The sequence below is a fragment of the Kitasatospora sp. NPDC058063 genome (assembly GCF_042885395.1).
Lineage (GTDB): Bacteria > Actinomycetota > Actinomycetes > Streptomycetales > Streptomycetaceae > Kitasatospora > Kitasatospora lactacystinica.
The window spans coordinates 189,893-215,539 of the sequence record NZ_JBHVSD010000008.1; the positions used below are offsets into that span (position 1 = coordinate 189,893).

Sequence of the window (25,647 nt, forward strand, 5' to 3'; positions counted from 1 at the left end):
CGCGCAAACCATGGACGTCCGGGAAACCTGGCAGTAACTTACCTGCGAGTAGCTGTGGCCCGGCTCGATGCGACCCCCACCCGTCGTTTCTCTCCCCCAGGAGGAATCGTGCTCCGCCCTGCCCGGAAATCCCGGCACCTCCGGAATTCCACCGCGCTCGCCGCCGTCGCCCTCGGTGCCGCACTCGCACTCACCTCCACCACCGCCCAGGCCGCCGGCGCCGCGCCGAAGCACTACGTGGCGCTCGGCGACTCCTACGCCGCCGGCGCCGGCGTGCCGGGCCAGTCGGCCGGCCTGTGCCTGCGCTCCGACCGCAACTACGGCCACCTGGTCGCCGCCGCCCTCAAGTCCGGCCGGTACACCGACGTCACCTGCTCCGCGGCCAAGATCAAGGCGATGACGCAGCCCCAGTACGACGCCTTCATCAGGGTCAACGACCCCCAGCTGGACGCGGTGACCGCCGACACCGACCTGGTCACCCTCGGGATCGGCGGCAACGACCTCGCGGCCAGCGACCTCGGCCTCGGCGAACTGGTCGCCACCTGCATCGCCGGCGCCGTCGTCAACCCGCTCGGCACGCCCTGCAAGGACGTCTACCACCACGGCTACTGGGACTGGAGCAGCATGTCCTGGCAGTACGGCACCGACGACCTGGCCGAGCGGATCCGCACCACCATCGCCCCGCAGCTGGCCGACACCCTCAAGCGCATCCACGCCAAGGCGCCCGGGGCGAGGGTGCTGCTGGTCGGCTACCCGTCCGTGCTGCCCGCCGACGGCTCGACGTGCATCCTGCGCCAGCCGGTGACGCCGGGCGACGTCGAGTACATGCACGGCGTGCTCGACAAGCTGAACGCCGCACTGAAGTCCACCGCGGCCGCGAACGGCGCGACGTACGTGGACACCGCGACGCCGACCCTCGGGCACGACGTCTGCTCGGACGACCGCTGGATCGAGGGCGCGCTGCCCGGCTCGCCCGCCGTGCCGTTCCACCCCAACGCGACCGGCGAGCAGGTGATGGCCCAGGCGGTGCTCGCCGCGCTGAAGTAGCGCGGCCCCGGCGCCCGAACCGCCGCCCGCGCGGGTGCCGCGCCCCGACCGCCGCCCGCGCGGCGCCCGCCCGGCGCGCCCCCGGAAAGCCCCGAGGGGCCGGTGACCGAACCCCCGGTCACCGGCTCCTCGGCCCTGCGGCCCCTCGGCTCCTCGGTCCTGCGCGTCCTACTCGGACTTCGCGGAGGCGGAGGCGGCACCGGCGGCGGCACCGGCGGCCAGCCCGGCCGACCACTTCTCCTCGACGTTGCCGAGCTTCCAGTAGGCGATCGCCGCGGCCCAGGTGAGCACGAACAGTCCGACGATGGCGTAGCCGACGAAATTGAGGTCCAGTGCGCCGATCCAGGCGACCGGACCGCTGGTGATGTCCAGCTTCTCGCCGAGCAGGCCGATCAGCTCGATCGAGCCGATCACCAGCGCGACCAGCACCGACAGCCCGGTGACGGTCAGGTTGTAGTAGATCTTGCGGACCGGCTTGGAGAAGGCCCACTCGTACGCGAAGTTCATGAACGAGCCGTCGATGGTGTCCAGCAGGCTCATTCCGGCCGCGAACAGGATCGGCAGCGTGAGCAGCGCGTACCAGGGCAGCGAGAAGGCCGCCGCGCCGCCCGCCAGCACCAGCAGGGACACCTCGGTGGCGGTGTCGAAGCCCAGGCCGAACAGCAGGCCCACCGGGTACATGTGCCAGGGCTTGGTGACGGCCCGGGTGACCCTGCCGAGGATGCGGTTCATCAGCCCGCGCCGCTCCAGCTGGCGCTCCAGCTCCGCCTCGTCGTAGTCGCCCTCGCGCATCCGGCGGAAGACCTTGAGGATGCCGTTGAAGGCGCCCAGGTTGATCAGGCCGAGCAGCAGCAGGAAGGTGCCGGAGACGGCGACGCCGATCAGGCCGGTCATCTCGTGCAGCGTCGAGTCGTCGGACTCCACCTGGCCGGCCAGTGAGCGGATGCCGAGGGCCAGCAGGGCGCAGAGACCGAAGACGATCGACGAGTGCCCGAGCGAGAACCAGAAGCCGACCGACAGCGGCCGCTTGCCCTGGCCCATCAGCTTGCGGGTGGTGTTGTCGATGGCGGCGATGTGGTCCGCGTCGAAGGCGTGCCGCATGCCGAGGGTGTAGGCGGTCAGGCCCATGCCGGCGCCGAACACCTGGCCGCCGACGTCGTAGTGCTCGGGCTCGACCACCGCGAGCAGGGTGAACCAGCCGATGACGTGGAGCGCGAGGATGAATCCGCCCATTCCGGCCAGGCGGATCCACTCCTCACGGGTGAGCCGGTCGCGCCAGCGGGGGGCGGTCATCGTCGTGTCCTTTCGGTCGGGCGGTCGAAGCTGGGCCATCTTTCCGCCTAGGTGCGCGCAGTTGCAAGTCATGCGCAATTACGGATTCGCCTCCCCCCGGTCTCCCCCGGCTTCCGCCCCCCTCCCGAAGATCGTCACGACCCGTACAAGGCTTCGTAACCTCGGAGGGCTTTCACCCTGCGCTCTACGCGCGGATACTCCCGTTCTACGCGCGAAAACCTGAGCGCTGCCCCCTCAACTCCCCACGGAGGAACGGCACATGACGATCCGCATCCGAACCGCCGCGGCCCTCGCCGGAACGGCCCTGCTCACGGCCGGTCTCACCACCCCCGCCGCCACCGCCGCGCCCGGCCCCGCCGCGCCCGCCGCACTCACCGCGCCCGCCGCTCCCGCCGCCAGGACCGCCACCGTCGGCGCCACCCCGCACCGGGTGCTGTTCGACAACAGCAAGGCCGAGACCGCGGGCAACGCCGACTGGATCATCAGCACCAGCCAGCCCGACCCGCTGGCCCAGAACGCCAACCCCACCACCGAGAAGAGCTGGACCGGCGCCCTGTCCGCCTGGGGCGTAGCCCTCCAGAAGACCGGCCAGTACAGCCTGAAGACCCTCCCGGCCGGGTCCACCATCAGCTACGGCACCGGCGCCGCGCTCGACCTCGCCAACTTCGACACCTTCGTGATCCCGGAGCCCAACACGCGCTTCTCCGCGGGCGAAAAGGCCGCGATCATGAACTTCGTGAAGAACGGCGGCGGGCTCTTCCTGGTCTCCGACCACAACAACAGCGACCGCAACAACGACGGCTGGGACTCCCCGAAGATCATCAACGACCTGCTGACCAACAACGGGGTGAACAACAACGACCCCTTCGGCTTCTCGGTCGACCTGCTCAACATCACCACCGACAACCCGCGCGCGGCCGACGCCCCGACCGACCCGGTGCTGCACGGCCCCTTCGGCACCGTCACCGGCTCCATCCTGCGCAACGGCACCACCTTCACCCTCAAGCCCGCCGACAACCCGAACGTCAAGGGCCTGGTCTACCGGACCGGCTACAGCGGCAACACCGGCGCGTTCTTCGTCACCAGCACCTTCGGCTCCGGCCGGGTCGCGATCTGGGGCGACAGCTCCCCGATCGACGACGGCACCGGCCAGTCCGGCAACACCCTGTACAACGGCTGGGACGACCCGGCGGGCACCGACGCCGCCCTCGCCCTCAACGCCACCGCCTGGCTGAGCAAGGCCTGACCGGGGGCGCCCCTCACCGGGCCCCCCTCACCGGGCCCCTCGCATCAGGCCCCTCTCATCAGGCCCCTCTCACCAGGAAAAGGGCCGCTCCCTCCCCTACTGTCGGAAATACCGAACCGTCGGAAGGCCGACGCCCGGGACCGATGGGAGCGGCCATGCCGTCCTACCCCTTCCACACCACCCGCGAGGACCTGCGCATCCCGCTGCCCGACGGCACCCGGCTGGCCGCCCGGCTGTGGCGGCCGGTCGGTGACGAGCCCGGCCCCGCGCTGCTGGAGTACTCCGGCGGCCGCCTCACCGACCGGACCGCCGCCGAGGACGCCCGCCGCCACCCCTGGTACGCGGGCCACGGCTACACCGCCGTCCGGGTCGACACCCGCGGGCACGGCAACTCCGAGGGCATCCCCGGCGAGCCCGGCGGCGAACAGGAGCTGGCCGACGGCGCCGCCGTGGTCGACTGGCTCGCCCGCCGCCCCTGGTGCAACGGCCGGCTCGGCCTGCTCGGCACCGGCACCGCCGGCACCACCGCCCTGCGGCTCGCCGCCCGCACCCCCGGCACCGTCGGCGCCGTCGTCACCGCCTGCCCCGAGGGCGGCCACCGGCTCGGCGGGGCCGTGCTCGCCGCCGACCTGCACACCCGGCTCACCGCCCTGGTCGCCGACGCCGCCCTGCCGCCGGACCCGCGGCACGTCGGCGACGCCTGGCGGGCCGCGTGGCTGGCCCGGCTGGAGGCGCTGCAGCCGCCCGTCGACGACTGGCTCGCACCCCGCGAGAGCACCGTCCCGGTGTCCGTGCCCGCCCTCGCCGTGGCCGGCTGGGGCGACCCGTCCTGCTCCTTCGTGCTGCGGCTGCTCGCCGAGTCCCCGACCGCGCGCGCCCTGATCGGCCCCTGGCCGCACGGCCTGCCCGAGGCCGCCCTGCCCGACACCCTGCGCTGGTGGGACCACTGGCTGCGCGGCATCGACACCGGCGCCCTCAAGGAACCCGCCCTGCGCACCTGGCTCTCCACCCGCTGGACCGGGGACGAGGCCTGGCCCTCCCCCGACGTCCGGGAGATCCACTACGGCCTGGACGGCCCGCTGCGCACCGCCGGCACCGCCGCCCACGACCGGTACGTCCCGGTCCGGTCCCCGCAGCACACCGGCCTCAACGCCGGCGCCTACGTCCCCCACGGCCGTCCCGCCGACCAGCCGCCGGACCAGCGCGAGGAGGACGGCCGCTCGGTCTGCTTCGACTCCCAGCCACTGCCCGAACCCGTCGAGCTGCTCGGCGCCCCGACCGTCCGGCTGCGGCTGCGCGAGGACGGGGCACCCGTCCAGGTGACGGTGCGGCTGTGCGCGGTCGGCCCGGACGGCACCTCGGAGCTGGTCACCCGGGGCTTCCTGGTCGCCGACGGGCCGGACGCCGAGGTCGATCTCGCGGCCTGCGCCTGGACGGTCCCGGCCGGGCACCGGCTGCGGCTCGCCCTCTCCTCGGTCTACTGGCCCTGGGTCTGGCCCCCCGCGGAGGACACCGGGTACGGCGTCGACCCGTCCCGCTCCACCCTGAGCCTGCCGGTGCGCCACCTCGCCGCCGACGTCGGCGCCCCGCCCGTCACCTTCGAGCCCCCGGTGCTGCCCGCACCGCTCGACATCCACCTCACCGAACCGCTCACCGTCCGGCCCGAACACCTCACCGTGCACGACATCGGCCGCCACGAGTGGCGCACCGAGCTCTCCCCCGCCACCGACGGCACCCGCACCCACCCCGACGGCCTGGTCCGCGACGAACACACCGTCACCGCCTACCGGGTGCTCACCGGCGCCCCGCTCAGCGCCCAGGCCCGCACCGACCGCACCGTCCGCCTGGAGCGGCCCGACATCGGCTGGGACGTCACCGTCCAGACCCGCACCCAACTGCGCTGCGACGCCGAACACTTCATCAGCGTCGTCCAGCTGCGGGCACTGGAGGCGGGGTCGGTGGTGTTCGCCCGGGAGTGGCAGCACCAGGTGCCGCGAGAGCCGTCCTGAACGAGACCGTTCGTGATGTGACAATGCCCTTACCAGAAGCGCGAGTCGGGGAGGGCGGGCATGCTGGACGAGTCGGTGTACCGGACCGAGGACGTGGAACCACCGGACCGCTTCGAGTACTGGCGGCACCGACTCACCGAGAGGAGCGCTCCGTTCGAGGCCAGCACCGGAAACGCCGTCGACTTCCGGGCGGACCTGCGCATCCTGACGCTCGGTGAGCTACAGCTCTGGAACATGGAGAGCCCGCCGATCACCGTACACCGGCCGGCGAGCCTGATCCGCTCGTCCGACCCGGAGTTCTACCTCCTCTCGCTCCCCGTCCCCGGCGCCGGCCCCGCGGCCAGGTCCGACGGCCACGGCGAGTGGCACCCCCGGGACCTGGTGATGTACGACAGCGTCCGACCCATCTCCCTCCAGGTGAACACCGACGATCCGCGCCGGCAGATCCACGGGACCTGGTTGACCGTCCCCCGGCAGGCGCTGCCGCTGCCCCCGGACAAGGTGGCCGAGCTGATCGCCCGCCGGATGCCCGGGGACGAAGGGGTGGGCGCCCTGCTCGTCCAGCTGCTCGCCGGCATCGCCGCCGACACCGGCGCCTACCGCACCGGCGACGCGCCCCGGCTGGGCACCGCCGCCCTCGACCTGGTGTCGGCGCTGCTCGCCCACCACCTCGACGCCGAGGACGCCGTCCCGCCGGAGAGCCGGCGCCGGGCGCTGGTCCAGCGCGTCCGGGCCTTCGTCCGCGCCCACCTGCACGAGCCGGACCTCAACCCCGGCGCGGTCGCCGCCGCGCACCACATCTCGGTCAGCTACCTGCACCGCCTCTTCGAGGGCGAGGAGGAGACCGTCGCCGCCTGGATCCGCCGCCAGCGCCTCGAACGGGCCCGCCGCGACCTCGCCGACCCGGCCCTGGCCGCCACCCCCGTCCACGTCATCGCGGCCCGCTGCGGGTTCCCCCGCGCCGCCGACTTCAGCCGCGCCTTCCGCGGCGCGTACGGGCTGCCGCCCCGCGACTTCCGCCACGGCGCCGCCGCGACGGCCACGGGTGGACGCTGAGCGAAGCGGACGTGGACTCGCTGCTAACGACAACTCCCCTGGGGGGTCGGCAAGCTGATGCTGTGTCCACCACGGGGGATCAAGTGGTGGACGCGAAGACACCAGCACCCTCGAAGGGGGACCATCCATGTCCAGCAACGGACTCCGCAGCACCCGGCGCTCCGCCGCCGCCGTCGGCCTCGCCGCCCTCACGCTCGCGCTGACCGGCCTCGGCGGCGGCCAGGCCGTCGCCGACTCGCACGCCGGCCCGCTCACGATCGGGACGACCGTCACCGTGTCGGAGTCCGCGATCGCGGCGGACAGCCTGCCGTGCATCACCAGCCCCGGGGTCAAGACCTGCTTCGACAAGGCCGGCGACAAGGTGCTCGTGCTCGACACCGCGAAGGACGGCTTCTCCGCCGTCGGCCGGTGGAGCACCGACTACGGCCGCACCGGCGCGTGCCGCAACGCCCTCGGCGTCGGCACGTGGGCGGAGTGCAACTACGACATGCGCGAGACGGGGCACATCCAGCTGAACAACGCCCTCTACGACGGCGACACCGGGCTGTTGGTGCTGACCAACACGTACTCGGGCTGGCTGGCGATCGGCTGACCCGCCGGCGGCCCTGCGGCTCCCGTCCCGCTACGCGTGATCGGCCAGGACCTCGGCGACGACGTGGCGGGCGAGGTCACCCCGAACGCCGCCCTCGGCACTCGGGTCGCGCACCTCGACGACCTCGACGGCACCGACCTGGAGATCATCCACCCCGAGAGCGGCTTCGCCGGCTAGGAGCCTGCGACGGCCGGCCGCCGGGGCCACCCGCGCAGGGCCGCGCGCGCCCGGGCGACACCGCCGGGGGTGGCGGGCGCGCCGGTGCCGACGTCGACGGTTCTCGTGCCGAGGCCCGCGCAGGTGCGGCAGATCCCCGGCCGGGGCACGGGGTCGTGGCAGCGGCCGCACTCGGCGTACGGCGTCGGCGGGGGCGCTTCGGGGCGTTCCGGTGGCAGCTTGCGTTGCAGGCGGTCCCGGAGGATCGCCGCCGGGGAGTGCATCGGCTGGGGCAGCCCGGGGAGCAGGGCGTGGGCCAACTCGGCCTCGCTGCAGCCTCGTTCCAGCCACTGCGAGACGAGCGGTGCCAGCGTTTGCGCCTCGGCCTCGCCGAGGCGCAGGCGGGGTTCGGGCCGGATCACCCGGAACAGGGTGGCCACGGCGGCCCGCGTCCGTTCATCCGGGAGGGTGGGTTCTTGTCCCGGGTCCTTTACGGGAGGGGCGACAGTGCGGCCGGTCCCTCGCCCACCGGAGGCCGGACGCTGGGCAGCCGGTTCGGGCTGCGGGGTGTCGAAGACGTGGGCCTCGGACCGGACCGTCCCGTCGGCCATCCGGACCGTGTCGACCCGGTAGTACCCGGCGTCCTTGAGTTCTTTGAGCGCCCGCCGCACGGCGCCCCGCCCCTGCGGACTGCTGTCCGCCATCTGCCGCCCGTCCTCCCGCCAGCCGCTCGGCCGGGAGAGGAGGTCGGCGAGGAGGCCCCGAGCGGTGTAGCTGAGCCGCCGGTCCTGCAACAGGCCGTTCGGTAGAACGGTGAACGCGCGCGTGTGCGCGCTACGATGAATCTGCATCTGGAGTTACAGCTCCTGGTGCCCGACCCCGGGGTGTCTCACCACCGCCGGGGTCTCCTATGTTCTGTTGATGATGCGGAAAGTAGCACACCGACTACGCACGGTGCGAACCGTTTGAGAATTGCCGGCCGTCCGTCATGGGCCGGGCACGCTCCAGGAGTTCGCGCACATGGTGGTTGCGGCGGTGCGGCCGGGTCGCGGAGAGCATCGAGCGGAAGCGGTCGTCGGCCCGGCCGGACTGGATGGTCGGGTAGTCGTCCAACGCCCGGTGCCAGTCCGCGCAGGCTTCTTCGAGGCGGCCGGCCTGCAGCTTCCACTCCGCGAGCATGCCGGTCATCCGCACCCGATTGCGAATGTATACGGAGTACCGCAGGCGGTCGGACGTCTCCATCGCGCTGATGGCACCAGTCTTATCCCCGAGCTCCCAGCGGACCTGGGCCTCGTGGTAGGCGAGGGAGGACGGATCGTAGGAGCCGAACGCCTTCGCTTTGGACTCGGCCTGCTCCATCGCGACTTCTGCTGTTCGCAGGTGGTGCAGGGCTCCGGTCCTGTCTCCGGTCTGGGCGAGGGCGTGGGCCTGCTGGCCGGCGAGGAAGGCCCTCATGCGAGGGCCGGCCTGGGGGGAGGCTGCCGAGGCGGCGTCCGCGAACCGCAGGGCGGTACTGCCGTGGCCGAGGTCGACGGCCTGGACGCTCATGCCCCGCAGGGTGGTGCAGTACGTGAGGTGGTCGCCCGCGTGTCCGGCCAGCTCCAGGGCCTTCAGGTAGTAGTGCTGAGCCAGGGAGTCGTGGCGTTCGTCCATGGCCATGTAGCCGGTCAGGTAGCAGTGGTCGGCGGCGGCCGACAGCATGGCCTTGCGGACGTCCTCACCGGCGTCCGCCCGAAGGTACGGGACGATCGTGTTCACCAGGAACGAAGCTGCCATCGGGCGGGCCATCCGGCCGCCGAACTGGTCGTCCAGGTCACTGATCCGCCCGGTCATCGCCGCGACCGCCCGCACCTCCGCCATGCCGATCCGCAGGTGGGGGTCGGTTCGCAGCCTCTCGAAGCGGCCCACCGCGTCGGGCCAGCCCGGAATGGCAAGGGCCGCCGAGTACAGGCCTGCCGTGAGGACTCCGCGCCGCGATGGGTCCATATCGAGGCTCCCCAGGTTGGTCAGCCCTGACACCGTATCCGTCGGCTGGTCAACGGTGGTAGGTGTCTCGCGGAATCCGGCCTCGAAGGCGGTGATGGGTCGCTTGAGCCTCCGCGCCAGCGTCTCCAGGACGATCGGCAGGGCCTTCACCGAAGGCGAGGTGCCGCTGAGCCAGTGGGAGACGGCCGAGGCATCGTACTTGAGTCGCTGTCCGGTCTCGGTGCCGGCTCGGTTGATGGCCCGCGCCAACTCGCCGTTCCCCCAAGCGGCTTCAGTCATCAATGAGGCGAGCTTGCGGTTCGGCGCACGGTCGGTTCGCACGACAGTTCCCCCTTGCAGTCGGGTTTCAAGGGTTTCAACGTCCCGGCTTGGCTCGACCATAGCCGACCGCAGAGCAGGGCGGTTGACTGTTCGTCATCGGCCGATCACCAGCAGTGGCAGGGCCTCTCGTTGCGGGGTCATCCGGCCGCTCCTGGAAATCGCGCCCGGACTCCTGTGGGGAATCGCCCGCCTCGTTGGCTTTTCGTAATCCTTTAAGTCCTCGTATCTGGAGCAGAGTTGAGCAGGACCCGCATCATGAGCAAGCCCCCGGCCCGCCGGTCGGGTCAGCAGATCTTCGCCCTGCGCGAGAACCCCGACGGATCGGGCGAACTCTCCGCCCTCCTCGTCGATCCGATCTACATGGACGGACTGATCCTCCCCGGCGGCAGCGCCGAGCAGGACGAGCTCCCGCACCTCGCGGCCCGTCGGCACCTCGAAACCGAGACCGGTCTCGTCCTTCCCCTGCGCACCGTCCTCACCATCGACTACATGCCCGCCGCCGCCGAGTTCCCCGAGGGCCTCAACCTCGTCTATGCGGGCGGAATTCTCACACCCCAGCAGGCCAACACCGCGACCCACCACCAGCCCCCGGAAGAACTCCGCGCCCTCCACTGGGCCCCCCGCCACCAGCTCCGCGACCTCATGGCCGACGAGCAGTGCCGCCGCGTCGAGGATGCCTGGGACGCCTGGGAACACGGTGACGGCCTGCCCCTCCTCGTCCGAGGCGTGCCGGTCCCGGTCGGCTGACCAAACGCCCGACCCGACGGCGACATCCCAGGGCCGGACCTCCGTGAGTGCGGTCCGGCCCCACCTTCAGCAGCACGGCTACAGTCCCTTGAGGTACTCCCCCATGCTCAAAACCCACCGCCGCCCCCGCATGTTCGTCGCGCGCCTCGACTCCCGTACCGAGTCCACGCCCCTGGCCCGCTACCTGCTCCGTGCCTACCTCTCCGGCATGCCCTCCGGCGAGCGCTACTCCGACACCGCCGAGCTCCTCCTCGGCGAACTCTTCGCCAACGCCGTCCAGCACTCCGATTGCCCCGACGGCGACCACATCGAGATCCGCTTCACCCTCACCGGCTCCCGCCTGCGCCTCGAAGTCCACGACGCCGGCACCAACCACCCCAACGTCCGCACGTCCTCCCCCTCCGACGAGCACGGCCGTGGCCTGCTCCTCGTCAACGAACTCGCCGAGCGCTGGGGCTGTACCTCCCTCCCGGGCGGTATCGGCAAGTTCGTCTGGGCCCTCGTCTCCCCCGCCCCCGGCCCCGCCCTCGCCACCGCCTGAAAGCCCAGAACCCCCATGCACCTCACCACCCTCGCCGGCCACGCCCTCTCCCGCGGCCGCACCCCCGCCGACACCTACGCCCTCCTCGCCCGCCGCACCCACAAACCCCTCCCCTCCGCCCGCGCGGTCTGCCTCGCCCTCACCATCCCCCTCGCCGAGACCCTCCGCCGCCTCGACGAGTGCCACGACGCCCTCCTCGCCAACCCCCGCACCGGCTCCGAGACCGACACCGGCGAACTCCTCGAAGCCCTCGGCGTCTTCGACGTCCCGGCCTCCCTCACCGACACCGAACTCACCATCGTCGATCACTTCCTCGTCGCCATCGACGCCATGGGCGGCATCCGACCCGGCCACCACCACGGCCTGCACCGCTGGTTCACCACCGGCAACCTCACCGCCGCCTACCTCTCCCTCGCCGCCGCCCGGCCCCTCCCCCGCACCGGAAACCCCACCCTGTACTGGACCACCCTCGTCACCGCCGGCGAACTCCTCACCACCACCCCCAACCCCGACACCCGCCTCAAGTACGCCCTCACCCACTGCCGCACCCAAGCCACCCGCACCTGAACCCCCACCCCGCGCAGGAATGGCGGTGCACCGTGCCGATGCCGCTTTGGCCCTGCCGAAGCGGCAACGGGCTCTGGGGCGCCATGAATGGACTCGGCTGTCTCGGCCAGGGCTGCTGGGTTGCCTCATTTTTGGGCGGCCCGGCCAATCTTGGCCGGGCCGCCCATGACTTTTGTGGAAGGGGTGGGTGGGCGGGCGTTAGGTGTTCTTGGGCGGGCCCGTGTGCTTGCCCGCGGGCCCGCCCTCGACCTGGATCGCTCATCGTCTGCGCAGGAAGTCGGGTCGGCCGACTTCCTGCGCGCAAGGTGGCGACGGGCGGGCCCGCGGGCAGGTCAGCGGGACTTCCGCCCGCTGGCGGAGCTGTTCACCATGCTCAAGCGGGCCGGCGCGGACCGGATCATCACCTATGCGGCCCTGGACCTCGCCCGCCTGCGAGCCTAGGCGGCGACTGTGGGCCGGACCTCCGCCAGGATGCCCTCCGCACCCTGGCCCAGCAGGAGGCCCGCCACCTGGGTGCCCAGCTTCTCCGGCTCGCTCAACGGGCCGGAGAGCCGGGCCTCCACCTGCCGCCTTCCGTCCACGGAGGTGACCTGCCCGCGCAGGGTCAGCACGTCGCCGTCGGCCTTGCCGAACGCGCCGACCGGCACCGAGCATCCGCCGTGGAGCTCCGCCAGCATCGCCCGCTCGGCCCGCACCTCCGCGTCGGTCACCGGGTCACCGGAACCGGCCAGGAGCTCTCGGGCCGACTCGTTGTCCTCCCGGATCTGGATGCCCAGCGCGCCCTGCCCGGGCGACGGGGGAAACTGCCTGATCAGCAGGATCTCGCTGATCTCCTCGCTGCGGCCGAGCCGCTTGATCCCGGCGGCCGCCAGGATCACGGCATCCAGCCGCTGCGTCCTGAGCTTGCCGAGCCTGGTCGGGACGTTCCCCCGGATCTCCACCGGTACCAGGTCCGGGCGTACGTGCAGCAGTTGGGCGATCCGGCGCGACGCCGACGTGCCGATCCTGCCCCCGTACGGGAGATCGGCCAACGTCGAGCCGCACAGCGCGTCGTGCACATCCGCGCGGGTGGGCGGGGGCAAAAGGATCAGGCCGGGCGGGTTCGTGGTCGGCAGGTCCTTGAGCGAGTGCACGATCACATCGACCTCACCGGACACCAGCGCGTTCACCTGGTTCACCGAGAACGCCGAGCCGCCGCCGCGCTCCGAGACGTCCCTCAGGGCCGACCTGCGGTCCTGATCACCGGCCTCCGTGATCACTCGCTGGCGGAAGACCACATGGGGGAAGCGCTCCCGCAGCGGCACCAGGAACTCCCTGACCTGAGCCCGCGCCAGGTGACTGGCCCGCGACCCCACCACCAGTGTGTTCATAGGTCAACTCCCAGCATCAAACGAGGCGTTGACCGCATGCTACTCGCATCAATCGCGCCCGGTATCCGACGTTATGCCGGAAACTGGGAAGAGGTCCTTGGCATCGCACACCAGCCGAGCCAATCGTCTCGCCGAGCCCGCCTGGGCAGCCCCCCGCCGAACCCGTTCGGCGGGGGGCTGGAGAGCACTGGATCAAGTCCGGCCCGACCAATGGTCGTACTGCTCCTCCTGGTTCTGCGCAGGAAGTGGTCGTGTCCGTTGCCGCTTCGGCCAGGCCGAAGCGGCAACGGATGGTAGGGCCGCTTGAATGGGCTCAGCCGTGGCCTCGGTGGCGCGTACAGGCTGCCGCCCCGCGACTACCGCCACAGTGCCGCGACGACCGGCGGTGGACTCCGAGCGAAGCGGGAGTGGACTGACCGCTGACGACAACTCCCTTGGGGAAAGCGCAAGCTGCTAATGCGTCCAGCACTGGGGACCAGGTGGTGGGCGCGAACCCACCAGCACCCTCGAAGGGGGACCCTCCATGTCCAGCAACGGACTCCGCAGCACCCGGCGCTCCGCCGCCATCAGCCTCGCCGCCCTCACGCTCACCCTCACCGGCCTCGCCGGCGGCCAGGCCTTCGCCGACTCGCACACCGGGGAGCCGAGCCTGCACACCGCGCTCGCCGAGCTCGGGAAGGGCGTCTCCGCCGACCTCTCGGGCACGTTCGTCATCAAGAACAGCTCCGGCAAGTGCCTGGAGATCACCAACTCCTCCACCGCCAACGGGGCCAACGCCCAGCAGTGGCTGTTCTCGGGCCAGCCCGGCGCGGTGTGGCACTGACCCTCGGACGGGCGGGGACGGGGCCCTCAAGCACGGTCGGCCAGGACCTCGGCGATCACGTGGCGGGCGATGGCGGTCATCCTCGGGTCGCTGTCCCGGTAGTAGGCCACCTCCAGCAGGGCGATCGACAGGGCCCAGCCGCGGGCGCGGGCCCAGGCCGCGTCGTCGGGGGCCGCGGCCTCGCGGAAGGTCCCGCGGGCGGCGGCGGGCAGGACGTACCAGGCGGGGATCAGGTCGACGGCCGGTTCGCCCAGGCCCGCGCAGCCGAAGTCGATGACCGCGCTCAGCCGGCCGTCCGGGGAGACCAGCAGGTTGCCGGGCTGCAGGTCGCCGTGGATCCAGACCGGGGGGCCGGTGGGCGCGGGGGCGCGCAGCGCGTGCTCCCAGGCGGCGGTCACGGCGGCGGCGTCGACCAGGTCCGCCACGGCCGCGATCGCGGTCCTGGTCCCGGCGTCCCGCGACGCCAGCGACTCGCTGCGGTAGGCGGCGGGGGCGCCGGCCGGGTCGATCCGGCGCACGGCGCCCACGAAGCCGGCCAAGTCCCGGGCCAGCAGCTCGGGTTCGGCGGGCCGCCCGGCGTCCGGAGTGGTGCCGTCGAGCCAGCGCAGCACCGACCAGGGCCAGGGGCAGCCGTCGACCGGCCCGCCCACGGCCAGCGGGACCGGCACCGGGACCGGCAGCCGCGGGGCCAGGCGGCGCAGCCAGACGTCCTCCTTGGCGATCTCCTCGACCACCCCGGGGATCCGCGGGATGCGCACCACCAGCTCCGCCCCGAGCCGGTACATCGCGTTGCTGGTCCCGGCCGGCACCACCGGCTCGACCGGCAGCCCGGCCCACTGCGGGAACTGCTCGGCGACCATCCGGCGCACCAGCGCCTCGTCGATGTCCAGTTCGTCGTCGTGCAGCTTGCGGGAGGGGGCCATGGCGCCCGACCCTGCCACCCGCGGACCGTACCCGGCAACCGAATTGGCGCCGGACCCGACGGCCGCCCCGAGGGCGGGACCTACCCCTGGTGAACCGCGCCCGCGGCGATCAGCCCGGGCAGGTCCCGCATGTCGTCGAAGACCACGGTGCCCGGCCCGGCCAGCCGCTCCGCGACCGTGACGCCGCCCGCGTAGCCGAGCGCGCGCATGCCGGCGGCGCGGGCGGCCTCGACGCCGGGCCGGCTGTCCTCGACCACCACGCAGGCGGCCGGGTCGACGCCCATCGAGCGGGCGGCGTGCAGGAAGAGGTCGGGGGCGGGCTTGCCGCGGGCGACCTCGGTGGCGCTGAAGATCCGTCCGGCGAAGTGGTCGTGGAGGCCGGTGCGGCCCAGGGTGTGGCGCATCTTCTCGTGGGTGCCGCTGGAGGCCACGCAGGTGGGCAGGGTGATCGCGGCCAGGGCTTCCGGCAGGCCGGCCACGGGGGTCAGCCCGGCGTCGACCGCCTCGGCGTGCAGTTCGACGAAGCGCTTGCTCCACAGGACGGCCGTCTCGGCGCCCAGCCGTTCGGCGACCGTCGCCCGGTTGGCGGCCTCGGACCGTCCGACGAAGAGCTCGATCGCCTCCGCCCCGGTCAGCGGCCAGCCGTGCTCCGCCCCCAGGCGCACCAGCACCCGGACGGCGATCACCTCGCTGTCCACCAGGACGCCGTCGCAGTCGAAAATCACCAGCTCTATCGGCTTGATCATCCGACCAGCATAGGCCGGTGCGCACCCGGGGGCGGTGACCGGCGAACCGGCCACCGCCCCTTGGGCGTTACCCGGTCAGCCGGTCTGGACGGAGGTGTCGTCGATCACGAAGCTGGTCTGGAGCGAGGCGTCCTCGGTCCCGGCGAACTTCACGGTGACGCTCTGGCCCGCGTAGGCCGACAGGTCGAAGGTGCGCTGCTGGTAGCCGGCCGCGGCGTCCACGTTGGAGTAGGTCTTCAGCGTGGTGCCGTTGACCGAGACGGTCAGCTTGTCGTACGCGGTGGTGCCCGACTCGGCGGTGTCGATGTGCAGCCAGAAGCTCAGCGTCGCCTTGCAGCCCGACGGGATGCTCACCGTCTGCGACAGCGAGTCCGAGTGGGTCGAGCCGTAGCCGTTCATCCACGCCTTCCAGGAGCCGCCGTGGGCCGCCTGCGAAGAGCTGTTGTCCACCACGCCGCTCGACGTCGTCCACGGGGTGGCGGTGCCGGTCTCGAAGCCCGCGTTGCCCAGCAGCTGCGCCGGGGTGCAGCTGCCGCCACCGGTGGAGACCGCCCAGGTGAAGGAGGTGGAGGCCGACTTGCCCGCGGCGTCCGTGACGGTGACGGTCACGGTGGAGCTGCCCGCGGTGGAGACGGTGCCCGCGATGACGCCGGTGGAGGAGTTGATCGACAGCCCGGCGGGCAGGCCGGTCGCGGCGTAGGACAGCGGGGCGGTGCCACCGGAGGCGTTGATCTGGAGGTTGACCGCGCCGCCGACGACGGTGGACTGGTTGCCCGGGTTGGTCACCGAGACGGCGCTGCCGGCCGGCTTGGTGAGCAGGCAGCCGGCCACGTTGAGGTCGATGGCCCGGGTGGAGGAGTTCAGACAGGTGGTGAACCAGTACGTCTCCTCGCCGTAGCTCTGGCCCTTGTAGGCCTTGGTGGTGCCGTCGGCGGCCACCTCGCACGGGTTGTTGAGGGTGCACATGGCGCCGTCGTCGTTGCCGGTGTTGTTGATGCCGATGATCCGCCCGCTGGCGGAGTCGACGATCGGCGAACCGGAGGTGCCGTGCGTGGTGTTGCACCCGGAGCTGTAGCGCAGCGAGTCGTGCCAGGTCCAGGCGTCCTCGCGCAGGGTCGGCACGAAGCCGTTGACGGAGCAGTTCCAGACCTGCTTCCAGTACGACGACGGTATGTACATCGACGCGCCGTCGGTCGGGTGCGAGTCGCTGATCGTCAGCGCGGTGGCGCCGTACTTGGAGCTGATCGACCCGTAGGTGTCGGTGAGTTGGTAGAGGGCGACGTCGGTGCCGGTCATCGTCGCGTAGAGCAGCTTGTCGGCCTGGACGGTGCCCAGGCTGTTGCCCGCGCCGTCCAGCAGGGTGCCGCTGCGGCTGGCGGTGGTGTTCTGGATCACCTGGCCGGCCGAGGGCATCGTCGGCAGGCAGTGCCCGTTGGTGAGCATCAGCGCCCGGTCGCCGGCCACCGATGTGGGGTAACGGACCAGCGAGGCCGAGCAGTTGCTCAGGGCGATGGTGGACGTCAGGTCGGCCGCCTGGACGGCCTGCGCGGGGGCGGCGGCGAAGGCCAGCCCGCCCGCGACGACGGCACTGGTACCGGCCACCGCGACAAATCTCTTGAACATGGCTCTCCTTGTGGGGGATCGCGGGGTGTACGACTGGTCGCCGACGCCCGCGCCGCACGAAAGTGCCATGGCCACTTCAAGAGGTCAAGGATTGTGACCGAACTCGCCACTGCCCGGCACGGGTCGTGCCATCCGAAGGCAACGACCCGTCCCGGTATGCCCGTTACGGGCAGGGGCTACGCGGCGGCTACGGCTGCGGGGCGGTGGCCGCGGTCAGCCAGGCAGCATTGCCGGTGCCCTCGCCGCCCTCCGCGCGGAGCTTGAAGGTCCAGGTCGTCCCGGACGGCTCGAACTCGTGCTTGTCACCGACCTTGACGAACCGGCAGTCCTGGGTGAACTGCTTCACGTCGGCGTCCCAGTCCACTCCGGTGGTGTAGTGGAAGGCGTACGAGCCCGACTTGATGCCGTCGATGGTGGCCTTCCGCCCCTTGGCCACGTACATCGAGGCCACGGCCTGGCCGTCCTGGACGACCGAGACGACGGCATCCACGTCCCCGTTGTTGGTGACGGTCAGCTCCCCCTTGCCGCGGTTCCCGCCGTCGCGGACCGGGAATCCGTTCTCCTGGGCCCGCGGCTGCGGCTGTGGCTTGGGCAGTTGCGGGACGGTGAGGGCGGCCGGCTGGCCGGCCGTCGCCAGCTTTGCGAGCGCGGCGGGGACCGCCACCAGTCCCTGGCCGCCGCCGAGCTGCGCCTGGATGACGCCGACGGTGCAGTACTTCTTGAGGTTGAGGTCGGTGCGGATCGTCAGCGCCTCGGAGGAGAGCGTGTTCAGTCCGGTCACCAGTTCGGTGCGCGCCGCGTCGACCCCGTCCGGTGCGCCGACGGCCTTCAGGCTCCGGACCGCGCGGTCGGCATTGGACTCCACGATGGCGAGCGCGGTCTCGACCTCCTTCATGGTCGTCGCCGCGGCCACCTTCGACAGCCCGGTGCCGACCGGCTCCAGGGACTGCGCGAGCGTCGTCCCGAACGGCGTCGCCGAGGCGCTCGGCACGACCGTCGCCGAAGCGCTCGGCGCGGCGGCACCACCACCCCCGCCGGAGCAGGCCGCGAGCAGCAGCACCCCGCCGACCGCCAGACCCGCCCCACCCGAAGAACCCGCGAACCGCATCGACTTCACGACCCCACCCCACTGTCATCCGCCGCGCACTCCCCGTACGCGTCGGGGCGACATGCTGCCGAGCACGAACCACCCGGGTCAACTCGATAAGGACGATCATCGGAAGGGGTCGCCCCGGGGCCTCCACGGAGGTCAACTACGATCGGGCTCGTGCTCAGTCTCACCGGACTCCCGCTCCAGATCATCGCCTCCCTCCTCGCGATCGCCGTCTTCGCCGCCACCATGTGGCTCTGGCCGCGGTTCGGCGGGAAGGGCTGGAAGGCGTGGCTGGGCCGGATCGGCGCGTTCCTCGCCACCCAGGTGTCGGTCCTGGCCGCGATGGGCCTGATCGCCAACAGCTACTTCGGCTTCTACAGCTCCTGGACCGACCTGCTCGGCACCAGCGGCGGGCTCGGCACGGTGGTCGACCACCAGCCCAACGCCTCCGGGGTGGCCGTCACCGGCGAGCAGAAGTTCTACTCCGCCCAGGGCTCGGACCCGGAGCGCTCCGGCCTGATCCAGAAGGTCGACGTCAAAGGGGCCGGCAGCGGTCTGACCACCGAGGCGTACGTCTACCTGCCGCCGCAGTACTTCCAGCCGGAGCACGCGAAGCAGCGCTTCCCGATGGCCCTGGTGCTCACCGGCTACCCGGGCACCCCGGAGAAGCTGATCTCGCTGATGCAGTACCCGGCGTCCACGCTGAACGCGATCGAGCAGAAGAAGCTGCCGCCGACCGTCCTGGTGATGACCCGCCCCACCCTGGTCGGCGACCGGGACACCGAGTGCGTGGACGTGCCGAACGGCCCCCAGGTGGAGACCTTCTTCACCAGCGACCTGCCCAAGGCCCTCGCCACCACGTACCGGATCGGCACCGACCCGGCCAACCGGGCGGTGATCGGCAACTCCACCGGCGGCTACTGCGCGCTCAAGTTCGCGCTGCGCAAGCCCGACGCCTACCGCTCGGCGGTCGCGCTCTCCGGCTACTACAGCGCCGCCCACGACGCGACCACCGGCGACCTGTTCGGCGGCAACGACCGGCTGAAGCAGGAGAACGACCTGCTGTGGCGGCTGAAGAACCAGCCGCCCGCCCCGGTCAACCTGCTGCTGACCACCGCGTACGACGAGAACAACTACGACGAGACCAAGGCCATGATCGCGGCCTTCAAGGCCCCCACCACGATGTCCTCCATCACGCTGGACACCGCCGGCCACAACTTCCACACCTGGACCCGGGAGATCCCCCCGGCCCTGGAGTGGCTGGGCAAGCACCTCGCCGTACCGCCGTCCGCCTGACTTTCCGGATCACACGCGCCTCACACCCCCGTCTCACGGTTCTCTCAGGCACGCCACCGACGGTATGGCGCATGACCACGAGCAGCTACTCCCCTCCGGCCGGCGAACCGTGGCCCGAGGCCGCGAACTTCCCGCCACCGGAGGTGCCGCCCGGCCCGGCCCGGCCGGACCCGGCGCCGCTCTTCCCCGAGCAGCCCCTGCCGCCCGCCGGCCCCAAGGGTCCGGCGTCCTGGTCCGGCCGGCTGCGCACCCTCCCGGCCCGCGCCTGGCGCGGGCGCGCGGACGACCCGCGCTGGGTGCGCCCGGCCCTGCTGGCGCTGCTGGCCGCGACCACCGTCCTCTACCTATGGGGCCTGAGCGCCTCCGGCTGGGCCAACTCCTTCTACTCGGCCGCCGTGCAGGCCGGCTCCCAGAGCTGGAAGGCCTTCTTCTTCGGCTCCTCGGACGCGGCGAACTTCATCACCGTCGACAAGCCCCCGGCCTCGCTGTGGCCGATGGCCCTGTCGGCGCGGATCTTCGGCCTCTCCTCGTGGTCGGTGCTGGCCCCGCAGGCGCTGATGGGAGCGGCCACCGTCGGCGTGCTGTACGCGACGGTGCGCCGCCGCTTCTCCCCGCTCGGCGGCCTGCTGGCGGGCGCCGCGCTGGCGCTCACCCCGGTCGCGGCGCTGATGTTCCGCTTCAACAACCCGGACGCGCTGCTGGTGCTGCTGCTGACGCTGGCCGCGTACGGGCTGGTGCGCGCGGTCGAGGCGGCGGGCACCCGGTGGCTGGTGTTCACCGGGGTGGTGTTCGGCCTCGCCTTCCTTACCAAGACCCTGCAGGCCTTCCTCGTGCTGCCCGCGTTCGCGGTGATCTACCTGGTCGTCGCGCCCACCGGCCTGTGGCGGCGGGTGCGGCAGCTGCTGCTCTCGGGCGCGGCGATGGTCGTGGCCGGCGGCTGGTGGGTGGCGGTCGTCGAGCTGCTGCCCGCCTCGGCCCGCCCGTACGTCGGCGGTTCGCAGGACAACAGCTTCCTCTCGCTCACCTTCGGCTACAACGGCCTCGGCCGGATCAACGGCGACGAGACCGGCAGCGTGGGCGGCGGCGCCCGGATGCCGGCCGGGCTCGACCTGCCGGGCGGTGCGATGCGCGGCGGCGGCCACGGCTGGGGGCAGACCGGGCTGACCCGGATGTTCGGCACCGACATCGGCGGGCAGATCGCCTGGCTGCTGCCGGCCGCGCTGATCCTGCTGGTGGCCGCGCTCTGGGCGACCCGCCGCTACGCCCGCACCGACACCGCCCGCGCGGCCTTCCTGGTCTGGGGCGGCTGGCTGCTCTCCACCGCGCTGATCTTCAGCTTCATGTCCGGGATCTTCCACCAGTACTACACGGTGGCGCTGGCCCCGGCCGTCGCGGCGCTGGTCGGCATGGGCGTGGACGGCCTGTGGCGGGCCCGGCACCGGCTGCCCTGGGCGCTGGTGCTGGCCGGAACGCTCGCGGTGACGGCGGTCTGGGCGTTCGTGCTGCTCGGCCGCAGCCCGGACTTCGTGCCGTGGCTGCGCTGGGCGGTGCTGGTCGGCGGGCCGCTCGCGGCGGCGGCGCTGGCCGCCGGTCCGCTGGTCGTCGGCTCGCCGGTCGCCGGGTCGCCGGCCGGGCGGTTCTCCGGCCGGACCGGCGCGCGGATCGCCTCGGTGGCGGGCCTGGTGGGCCTGGCGGCGGCGCTCGGCGGTCCGGCGGCGTACGCGGTGGACACCGTGAACACCCCGCACACCGGCTCGATCGTGACCGCCGGGCCGGGCGTGGACGGCGCGTTCGGACCGGGCGGCACGGGGCGCAAGGGCGGCAAGGGCTTCCCGGGCGGCGGCAACGGGCGCGGCTTCGGCCAGGGCTTCCCGGGCGGCCAGAACGGTCAGAACGGCCAGAACGGCCAGCCGGGCTTCCCCGGCGGGCAGGGCTTCCCGGGCAGCGGCGCGGGGGCGGGCACCGACCACGGCAACGGCCGCCACGAGCGCGGCAACGGCACCGGCAACGGCTTCCCCGGCACGCAGGCCCCCGAGGGCACGGGCACCGGAGGCCTCCTCGGCAGCGGCACGGCCGGCGGCCCGCCGCCCGGCGGCATGGGCGGCCTGCTCGACGGCCCCAAGGTGACCGACGAGGTCGCCGCCATGCTGAAGGAGAACGCCGACCACTACACCTGGGCGGCCGCCACGGTCGGCTCGCAGACCGCCGCCGGCTACCAACTCGCCACCGGCGAACCGGTGATGGCCCTCGGTGGCTTCAACGGCACCGACCCCTCACTGACCCTGGACGGCTTCCGGACGTACGTCCAGGAGGGCAAGGTGCACTGGTTCATCGGCGCCGGCGGCTCCCACCGCGGCTTCGGCGGCGCGGGCGGCGACGAGGGCGGGCAGCAGAACGAGTCCGCCCGGATCGCGTCCTGGGTGACCGCCCACTTCACCGCGAAGACCATCGGCTCGACCACCTTCTACGACCTGACGGCCCCCACCTCCTGACGGTGGGCCCGCACCCCGGAGGGGGCGTGCCGCGTTCGCGCGGCGCGCCCCCTTCCGTCGTCCCCGGCCGGCCGTCCTCAGTCGGTCGCGCAGTGGGTGCCCGCCTCCGGCAGCCGTCCGTCCACCAGGTAGGCGGCCACCGCGTCCCGGACGCAGCTGCTCCGGTAGTAGGCCATGTGCCCGTCGCCGTCCCGGGTGAGCAGCACGCCGTGCTCCAGCCCGCCGGCCAGCCGCTGCGCCCAGGCGTACGGGGTGACCGGGTCGCCGGTGGAGCCGATCACCAGGACCGGCGCGCTGCCCTGCGCCCGGACGGGCTGCGGCGCCTCGGGCGAGCGGTACGGCCAGGCCCGGCAGTCCGGGACGAGCAGGGTGCCCGTCGGGTCGTGCCCGGTGGTCAGCGGGGCGCGGGCGGCGAGTTCGGCGAGGGCCGGGCGCAGTTCCGCGTCGGTGGGCGGCGGCGGGCCGTCGGCGCAGGAGATGGCGGCGAAGGCGTCGGCCACACTCTGGTAGCGGCCGTCCTCGCCGCGTCCGTAGACGCTGTCGGCGAGGGCGAGCAGGCTCTCCGCCTCGCCCCGGGTGACGGCCGGGTCGATGGCGTCGCGCAGCCCGGACCAGGACTGGTGGCCGTCGGCGAGCGCGTCCAGGACGGCGCCCCAGCCGAGCGCGGCGGTGAGCGTACGGCCGTCGGCGGTGCGCAGCGGGTGCTCGCGCAGGCCGTCGAGGAAGCGGGCGAGGCGCTGCGGGGCGGCGGCCGGGTCGGGGCCGAACGGGCAGGAGTCCCCGTCCTCGGTGGCGCAGTCGGCGGCGAAGGCCCGGAACCCGTCCTCGGCGGCGACGGCCTGTTCGATGCCGAGCCGGGCGGTGGGGACGCCGTGCTCGACGGCGCCGTCGAGGACGAGCCGGCCGGTGCGCTCGGGGAACTCCTCGGCGTAGCGGGCGCCGAGGTGGGTGCCGTAGGAGAAGCCGAGGAAGTCCAGGCGGCGTTCGCCGAGGGCGCCGCGCAGCACGTCGAGGTCGCGGGCGGTGTCGCGGGTGCCGAGGTGCGGGAGCAGGTCGGCGTGCCGGGCCTCGCAGGCCTCGGCGAGGACCCGGCCGCGGCCGTAGTCCGGGTCGTCGGTGGCGTCCCACTCGTCGCGCGTGGTGTCGTCCAGGCACTGGACCGGGACGGTGTCGCCGGTGCCGCGCGGGTCGAAGCCGACCAGGTCGTAGCGGTCGTGCAGCGGCCCCTGATAGTTCTTCCAGCCCCAACGGACCATCTTGACACCGGAGTTTCCGGGCCCTCCGGGGTTGAGCAGCAGGGCCCCGAGCCGGTGCTCGCGGTCCGCGGCGGGCACTTCGGTGACAGCGACGTCGATGGTGCGGCCGCCCGGATCGGCGTAGTCCAGCGGCACCTTGAGGGTGGCGCACCGCACGACGGCCGTGTCCGGGTCGGTGCCGTCGTCGCCGGGGCAGGGCTGCCAGTCGATGTGCTGGTCGTAGAGCGCGCGCAGGGCGGGTGTCGCGGTGGCGGCGACCCGCTCGTCCAGCGGAGGCCGGGCGGCGCCGCCCGTGCAGCCGCTCGACAGCGCGAGGGCGAGGACGGCGGCGAGGGCGGGCACGGCGCGCCCGGACGAGCGGGGGAACCGGGAAGTGATCGGGGGCACCGCCCACGAATACCATCCGACCTGCGTCCGAAGCACATCGCACCCGCCCCCGGCCGGGGTCAACGGTCCGTCAGCCGTCGCACTGCTGGAGCATGGCCTTCTTGTCGGCGTCGGTGACGGGCAGCTGGTACTTCAGCGAGACCTGGGCGAAGCGCACCGCGTAGGAGCAGCGGATCCCGGTGTCGGCGGGCAGCCAGGTGGCCGGGCCGGAGTCGCCCTTGGAGGCGTTCTGCGAGCCGTCGGCGGGGATCAGGTTGAGCGGGTCGTTGGCGATCTGGACGCGCTTGGCCTTGTCCCACTTGCTGGCGCCCATCTGCCAGTCGTAGGAGAGCGGCATCACGTGGTCGATCTGGATCTTGGAGGCCTGCTGCTTGGTCCACTGGACGCTCTTGCCGGTGTACGGGTCCCAGATGGTCATCGCGGTGACCGTGCAGTCCGAGCCGTCCTTGTGCTCGACGCCGGTGCCGTCCCGGGCGAGCAGGTCGTTGCGGGTGTCGCACTTGTTGCCGCCGAACGGGACGCCGTCGACGTTGTCCGTCCAGGCGGGGCCGAACTCGTTGCGGTCGTAGCCGTCCTTGGTGCCGACGGCGGCGGTGGCGACCTTGGCGATGACGTCCCGGCCGGCCTTCCGGTCCTCGGGGGTGGTCAGCGGCGCCAGGCCGGGCTTGGTGCCGTCCGGGTTCTGCAGCGGGCTGGTGCCGGTGGCCCCGGCGACAGCGCCGCCACCGGGCTTGGGGCCGGTCGACTTGTGGTCGCGGCCGCCGATCAGCCAGCCGACCAGCGCGAGCGCGCATATCAGGAACACGGTGGCGGCGGACAGGGTGGTGCGGCGGGCGGGCACGGAGAACTCCCGGGATCGGGGGCGGGGTGACGGCGAACCAGCAGATCAGCACCCCGAGAGCAGGTCAAGCCGACGCCACGGGCCGGCCCGGAGCATGTCGAAGCTCACACCCGCTCATGCCGCCCCGCCCCACCGGGGCGTTCAGCCGCCGATGGCCGACATCGGACGGTCGGGCCGGACGAACCGCGCGCTGCCGATGGCGTGCCCGGGCCCCTTGCCCGCCACCGCCACCCGCCAGGCCGCCTCGATCGCCGCGTCGTCCGCCCCACCGCGCAGCAGTGCCCGCAGGTCCGACTCCTCGGTCGCGAACAGACAGGCGCGCAGCTGCCCGTCGGCGGTCAGCCGCACCCGGTCGCAGCCACCGCAGAACGGCCGGGTGACGGAGGCGATCACCCCCACGACCGCGTCCGTGCCGGCGATCCGCCACTCCTCCGCCGGGGCGTTTCCGGGCCGGCCGACCGGCCGGAGGTCGAACCGCTCCCCCAGGCACTCCAGGATCTCCTCCGCCGTCACCATCGCCGAGCGTTCCCAGGCGCCTTGCGCGTCCAGCGGCATCGACTCGATGAAGCGCATCCGGTACCCGTGCGCGAGGGCGAAGGCGGTCAGCTCCACGATCTCGTCGTCGTTCACCCCGCGCACCGGCACCGCGTTCACCTTCACCGGCCCCAGCCCGGCCGCCTTCGCCGCCGCCAGCCCCGCGAGCACGTCACCGATGCGGTCCCGCCGGGTGATCGCCGCGAAACGCTCCGGGCGCAGCGTGTCCAGGCTGACGTTCACCCGCCCCAGCCCCGCCTCCCGCAGCCCGGCGGCCGTACGCGCCAGCCCGATCCCGTTCGTCGTCAGCGACAACTCCACGCCCAGCGCCGCGATCCGCCCGACCAGCCCGGTCAGCCCCCGCCGCAGCAGCGGCTCCCCGCCCGTCAGCCGCACCGAGCGCACCCCCAGCCGCTCCACCGCGATCCGCACCAGCCGCACGACCTCGTCGTCCCCCAGCACCTCGGCACGCGCGAGCCAGGCGGGCCCCTCCGCCGGCATGCAGTACGTGCAGCGCAGGTTGCAGCGATCGGTCAACGACACCCGCAGATCGGTGTGGACCCGGCCGAAGCGGTCCACCAGCGGGCGGGGCGCGGCCCCGGGTACGGGTGGGGGTGCGGTGTTCATCGCCCCAGTACAGGGGGCCCGGGCCAGGCCCGGCCAGCGGCCGAACCGCCGGGCCGCGGCCGCCGCGCGCGGCTT

General features: G+C 72.8%; 21 protein-coding genes and 3 pseudogenes. 12 read left to right on the forward strand and 12 right to left on the reverse strand.

Going from position 1 to position 25,647, the window contains the following annotated elements; all coding sequences use genetic code 11:
• Positions 1-108 precede the first annotated feature (108 nt).
• Positions 109-1,047, forward strand: coding sequence for an SGNH/GDSL hydrolase family protein (locus tag ACFVUY_RS16210; protein WP_387730444.1), 939 nt, complete (start codon positions 109-111; stop codon positions 1,045-1,047).
• Positions 1,048-1,215: 168 nt separating this feature from the next.
• Here ACFVUY_RS16210 and ACFVUY_RS16215 read toward each other — a convergent pair whose 3' ends face one another.
• Complete coding sequence (locus ACFVUY_RS16215; protein WP_387730446.1) at positions 1,216-2,340, reverse strand: HoxN/HupN/NixA family nickel/cobalt transporter; 1,125 nt, start codon at positions 2,338-2,340, stop codon at positions 1,216-1,218.
• Positions 2,341-2,599: 259 nt separating this feature from the next.
• Between ACFVUY_RS16215 and ACFVUY_RS16220 the strand changes: the two are divergent.
• The 5 genes and pseudogenes from ACFVUY_RS16220 to ACFVUY_RS16240 all read left to right on the forward strand — a co-directional run.
• A pseudogene (locus tag ACFVUY_RS16220) lies at positions 2,600-3,583 on the forward strand (hydrolase); the annotation flags it as partial.
• Between the two features lie 158 nt (positions 3,584-3,741).
• Positions 3,742-5,595 carry a CocE/NonD family hydrolase gene (locus tag ACFVUY_RS16225; RefSeq protein ID WP_387695607.1) on the forward strand — a complete coding sequence of 618 codons (1,854 nt, stop codon included), beginning with the start codon at positions 3,742-3,744 and terminating at the stop codon, positions 5,593-5,595.
• A 60-nt stretch (positions 5,596-5,655) separates the two neighbouring features.
• Positions 5,656-6,651, forward strand: a complete 996-nt coding sequence (locus ACFVUY_RS16230) for a helix-turn-helix domain-containing protein (RefSeq protein ID WP_387730449.1) — start codon at positions 5,656-5,658, stop codon at positions 6,649-6,651.
• 127 nt (positions 6,652-6,778) lie between these two features.
• A complete protein-coding gene (locus ACFVUY_RS16235; RefSeq protein WP_387730452.1) occupies positions 6,779-7,243 on the forward strand; it encodes a hypothetical protein in 465 nt (154 codons plus the stop codon).
• Between the two features lie 36 nt (positions 7,244-7,279).
• Entirely contained in the window at positions 7,280-7,420 is a 141-nt protein-coding gene (locus tag ACFVUY_RS16240) for a hypothetical protein (RefSeq protein WP_387730455.1), read from the forward strand.
• Here ACFVUY_RS16240 and ACFVUY_RS16245 read toward each other — a convergent pair.
• Both ACFVUY_RS16245 and ACFVUY_RS16250 read right to left on the reverse strand, forming a co-directional pair.
• Complete coding sequence (locus ACFVUY_RS16245; protein WP_387730458.1) at positions 7,417-8,250, reverse strand: hypothetical protein; 834 nt, start codon at positions 8,248-8,250, stop codon at positions 7,417-7,419. The two genes, ACFVUY_RS16240 and ACFVUY_RS16245, sit on opposite strands and share 4 nt — an antisense overlap.
• A gap of 94 nt (positions 8,251-8,344) precedes the next feature.
• A complete protein-coding gene (locus ACFVUY_RS16250) occupies positions 8,345-9,664 on the reverse strand; it encodes a tetratricopeptide repeat protein (protein ID WP_387730460.1) in 1,320 nt (439 codons plus the stop codon).
• Positions 9,665-9,961: 297 nt separating this feature from the next.
• Between ACFVUY_RS16250 and ACFVUY_RS16255 the strand changes: the two genes are divergently transcribed.
• The 3 genes from ACFVUY_RS16255 (at position 9,962) to ACFVUY_RS16265 (ending at position 11,561) form a co-directional block, all read left to right on the forward strand.
• Positions 9,962-10,453: an NUDIX domain-containing protein gene (locus ACFVUY_RS16255; protein WP_387730462.1), complete on the forward strand. Its 492-nt coding sequence runs from the start codon at positions 9,962-9,964 to the stop codon at positions 10,451-10,453.
• 103 nt (positions 10,454-10,556) lie between these two features.
• Complete coding sequence (locus tag ACFVUY_RS16260; RefSeq protein ID WP_387730464.1) at positions 10,557-10,994, forward strand: ATP-binding protein; 438 nt, start codon at positions 10,557-10,559, stop codon at positions 10,992-10,994.
• A 15-nt stretch (positions 10,995-11,009) separates the two neighbouring features.
• Positions 11,010-11,561 (forward strand): hypothetical protein, encoded by a 552-nt coding sequence (locus ACFVUY_RS16265; protein ID WP_387730466.1) that lies wholly within the window; start codon positions 11,010-11,012, stop codon positions 11,559-11,561.
• 437 nt (positions 11,562-11,998) lie between these two features.
• Here ACFVUY_RS16265 and hemC read toward each other — a convergent pair whose 3' ends face one another.
• Positions 11,999-12,931 carry a hydroxymethylbilane synthase gene (gene hemC, locus ACFVUY_RS16270; RefSeq protein WP_387730469.1) on the reverse strand — a complete coding sequence of 311 codons (933 nt, stop codon included), beginning with the start codon at positions 12,929-12,931 and terminating at the stop codon, positions 11,999-12,001.
• A gap of 523 nt (positions 12,932-13,454) precedes the next feature.
• Here hemC and ACFVUY_RS16275 point away from each other — a divergent pair.
• The gene (locus ACFVUY_RS16275) at positions 13,455-13,754 is read left to right on the forward strand and encodes an RICIN domain-containing protein (RefSeq protein ID WP_387730472.1); all 300 of its coding nucleotides are present in this window, start codon (positions 13,455-13,457) and stop codon (positions 13,752-13,754) included.
• Between the two features lie 26 nt (positions 13,755-13,780).
• On the opposite strand, the gene ACFVUY_RS16280 is transcribed toward ACFVUY_RS16275, so the two are convergent.
• The 5 genes and pseudogenes from ACFVUY_RS16280 to ACFVUY_RS16300 all read right to left on the reverse strand — a co-directional run bounded on the left by ACFVUY_RS16280 (position 13,781) and on the right by ACFVUY_RS16300 (position 18,163).
• Positions 13,781-14,677: an aminoglycoside phosphotransferase family protein gene (locus ACFVUY_RS16280; RefSeq protein ID WP_387730687.1), complete on the reverse strand. Its 897-nt coding sequence runs from the start codon at positions 14,675-14,677 to the stop codon at positions 13,781-13,783.
• 80 nt (positions 14,678-14,757) lie between these two features.
• The gene (locus ACFVUY_RS16285) at positions 14,758-15,423 is read right to left on the reverse strand and encodes an HAD family hydrolase (RefSeq protein WP_387730475.1); all 666 of its coding nucleotides are present in this window, start codon (positions 15,421-15,423) and stop codon (positions 14,758-14,760) included.
• A 75-nt stretch (positions 15,424-15,498) separates the two neighbouring features.
• Positions 15,499-16,224: pseudogene (locus ACFVUY_RS16290) on the reverse strand (putative Ig domain-containing protein); the annotation flags it as partial.
• A gap of 204 nt (positions 16,225-16,428) precedes the next feature.
• Positions 16,429-17,115, reverse strand: a pseudogene (locus ACFVUY_RS16295) (serine protease); the annotation flags it as partial.
• Positions 17,116-17,233: 118 nt separating this feature from the next.
• Positions 17,234-18,163, reverse strand: a complete 930-nt coding sequence (locus tag ACFVUY_RS16300; RefSeq protein WP_387730477.1) for a hypothetical protein — start codon at positions 18,161-18,163, stop codon at positions 17,234-17,236.
• A 150-nt stretch (positions 18,164-18,313) separates the two neighbouring features.
• Here ACFVUY_RS16300 and ACFVUY_RS16305 point away from each other — a divergent pair, with 150 nt between their 5' ends.
• Positions 18,314-19,435, forward strand: coding sequence for an alpha/beta hydrolase (locus ACFVUY_RS16305; RefSeq protein WP_387730480.1), 1,122 nt, complete (start codon positions 18,314-18,316; stop codon positions 19,433-19,435).
• A 71-nt stretch (positions 19,436-19,506) separates the two neighbouring features.
• Entirely contained in the window at positions 19,507-21,927 is a 2,421-nt protein-coding gene (locus ACFVUY_RS16310) for a glycosyltransferase family 39 protein (RefSeq protein ID WP_387730482.1), read from the forward strand.
• Between the two features lie 77 nt (positions 21,928-22,004).
• Here ACFVUY_RS16310 and ACFVUY_RS16315 read toward each other — a convergent pair whose 3' ends face one another.
• The 3 genes from ACFVUY_RS16315 to moaA form a co-directional block, all read right to left on the reverse strand.
• Positions 22,005-23,570: an alpha/beta hydrolase gene (locus ACFVUY_RS16315; protein WP_387730484.1), complete on the reverse strand. Its 1,566-nt coding sequence runs from the start codon at positions 23,568-23,570 to the stop codon at positions 22,005-22,007.
• A gap of 70 nt (positions 23,571-23,640) precedes the next feature.
• Complete coding sequence (locus ACFVUY_RS16320) at positions 23,641-24,411, reverse strand: HNH endonuclease family protein (protein WP_387694761.1); 771 nt, start codon at positions 24,409-24,411, stop codon at positions 23,641-23,643.
• Between the two features lie 141 nt (positions 24,412-24,552).
• Positions 24,553-25,572: a GTP 3',8-cyclase MoaA gene (moaA, locus tag ACFVUY_RS16325; RefSeq protein ID WP_387694760.1), complete on the reverse strand. Its 1,020-nt coding sequence runs from the start codon at positions 25,570-25,572 to the stop codon at positions 24,553-24,555.
• Between the last annotated feature and the right edge of the window lie 75 nt (positions 25,573-25,647).

Bases quoted from the DNA above. Each gene is read 5' to 3' on its own strand.
- ACFVUY_RS16280 (WP_387730687.1), bottom strand. From the start codon at position 14,677: ATGGCCCCCTCCCGCAAGCTGCACGACGACGAACTGGACATCGACGAG.
- ACFVUY_RS16225 (WP_387695607.1), top strand. From the start codon at position 3,742: ATGCCGTCCTACCCCTTCCACACCACCCGCGAGGACCTGCGCATCCCG.
- ACFVUY_RS16235 (WP_387730452.1), top strand. From the start codon at position 6,779: ATGTCCAGCAACGGACTCCGCAGCACCCGGCGCTCCGCCGCCGCCGTC.
- ACFVUY_RS16255 (WP_387730462.1), top strand. From the start codon at position 9,962: ATGAGCAAGCCCCCGGCCCGCCGGTCGGGTCAGCAGATCTTCGCCCTG.
- ACFVUY_RS16215 (WP_387730446.1), bottom strand. From the start codon at position 2,340: ATGACCGCCCCCCGCTGGCGCGACCGGCTCACCCGTGAGGAGTGGATC.
- ACFVUY_RS16265 (WP_387730466.1), top strand. From the start codon at position 11,010: ATGCACCTCACCACCCTCGCCGGCCACGCCCTCTCCCGCGGCCGCACC.
- ACFVUY_RS16310 (WP_387730482.1), top strand. From the start codon at position 19,507: ATGACCACGAGCAGCTACTCCCCTCCGGCCGGCGAACCGTGGCCCGAG.
- ACFVUY_RS16250 (WP_387730460.1), bottom strand. From the start codon at position 9,664: ATGACTGAAGCCGCTTGGGGGAACGGCGAGTTGGCGCGGGCCATCAAC.
- ACFVUY_RS16260 (WP_387730464.1), top strand. From the start codon at position 10,557: ATGCTCAAAACCCACCGCCGCCCCCGCATGTTCGTCGCGCGCCTCGAC.
- ACFVUY_RS16245 (WP_387730458.1), bottom strand. From the start codon at position 8,250: ATGCAGATTCATCGTAGCGCGCACACGCGCGCGTTCACCGTTCTACCG.
- ACFVUY_RS16230 (WP_387730449.1), top strand. From the start codon at position 5,656: ATGCTGGACGAGTCGGTGTACCGGACCGAGGACGTGGAACCACCGGAC.
- moaA (WP_387694760.1), bottom strand. From the start codon at position 25,572: ATGAACACCGCACCCCCACCCGTACCCGGGGCCGCGCCCCGCCCGCTG.
- ACFVUY_RS16285 (WP_387730475.1), bottom strand. From the start codon at position 15,423: ATGATCAAGCCGATAGAGCTGGTGATTTTCGACTGCGACGGCGTCCTG.
- ACFVUY_RS16275 (WP_387730472.1), top strand. From the start codon at position 13,455: ATGTCCAGCAACGGACTCCGCAGCACCCGGCGCTCCGCCGCCATCAGC.
- hemC (WP_387730469.1), bottom strand. From the start codon at position 12,931: ATGAACACACTGGTGGTGGGGTCGCGGGCCAGTCACCTGGCGCGGGCT.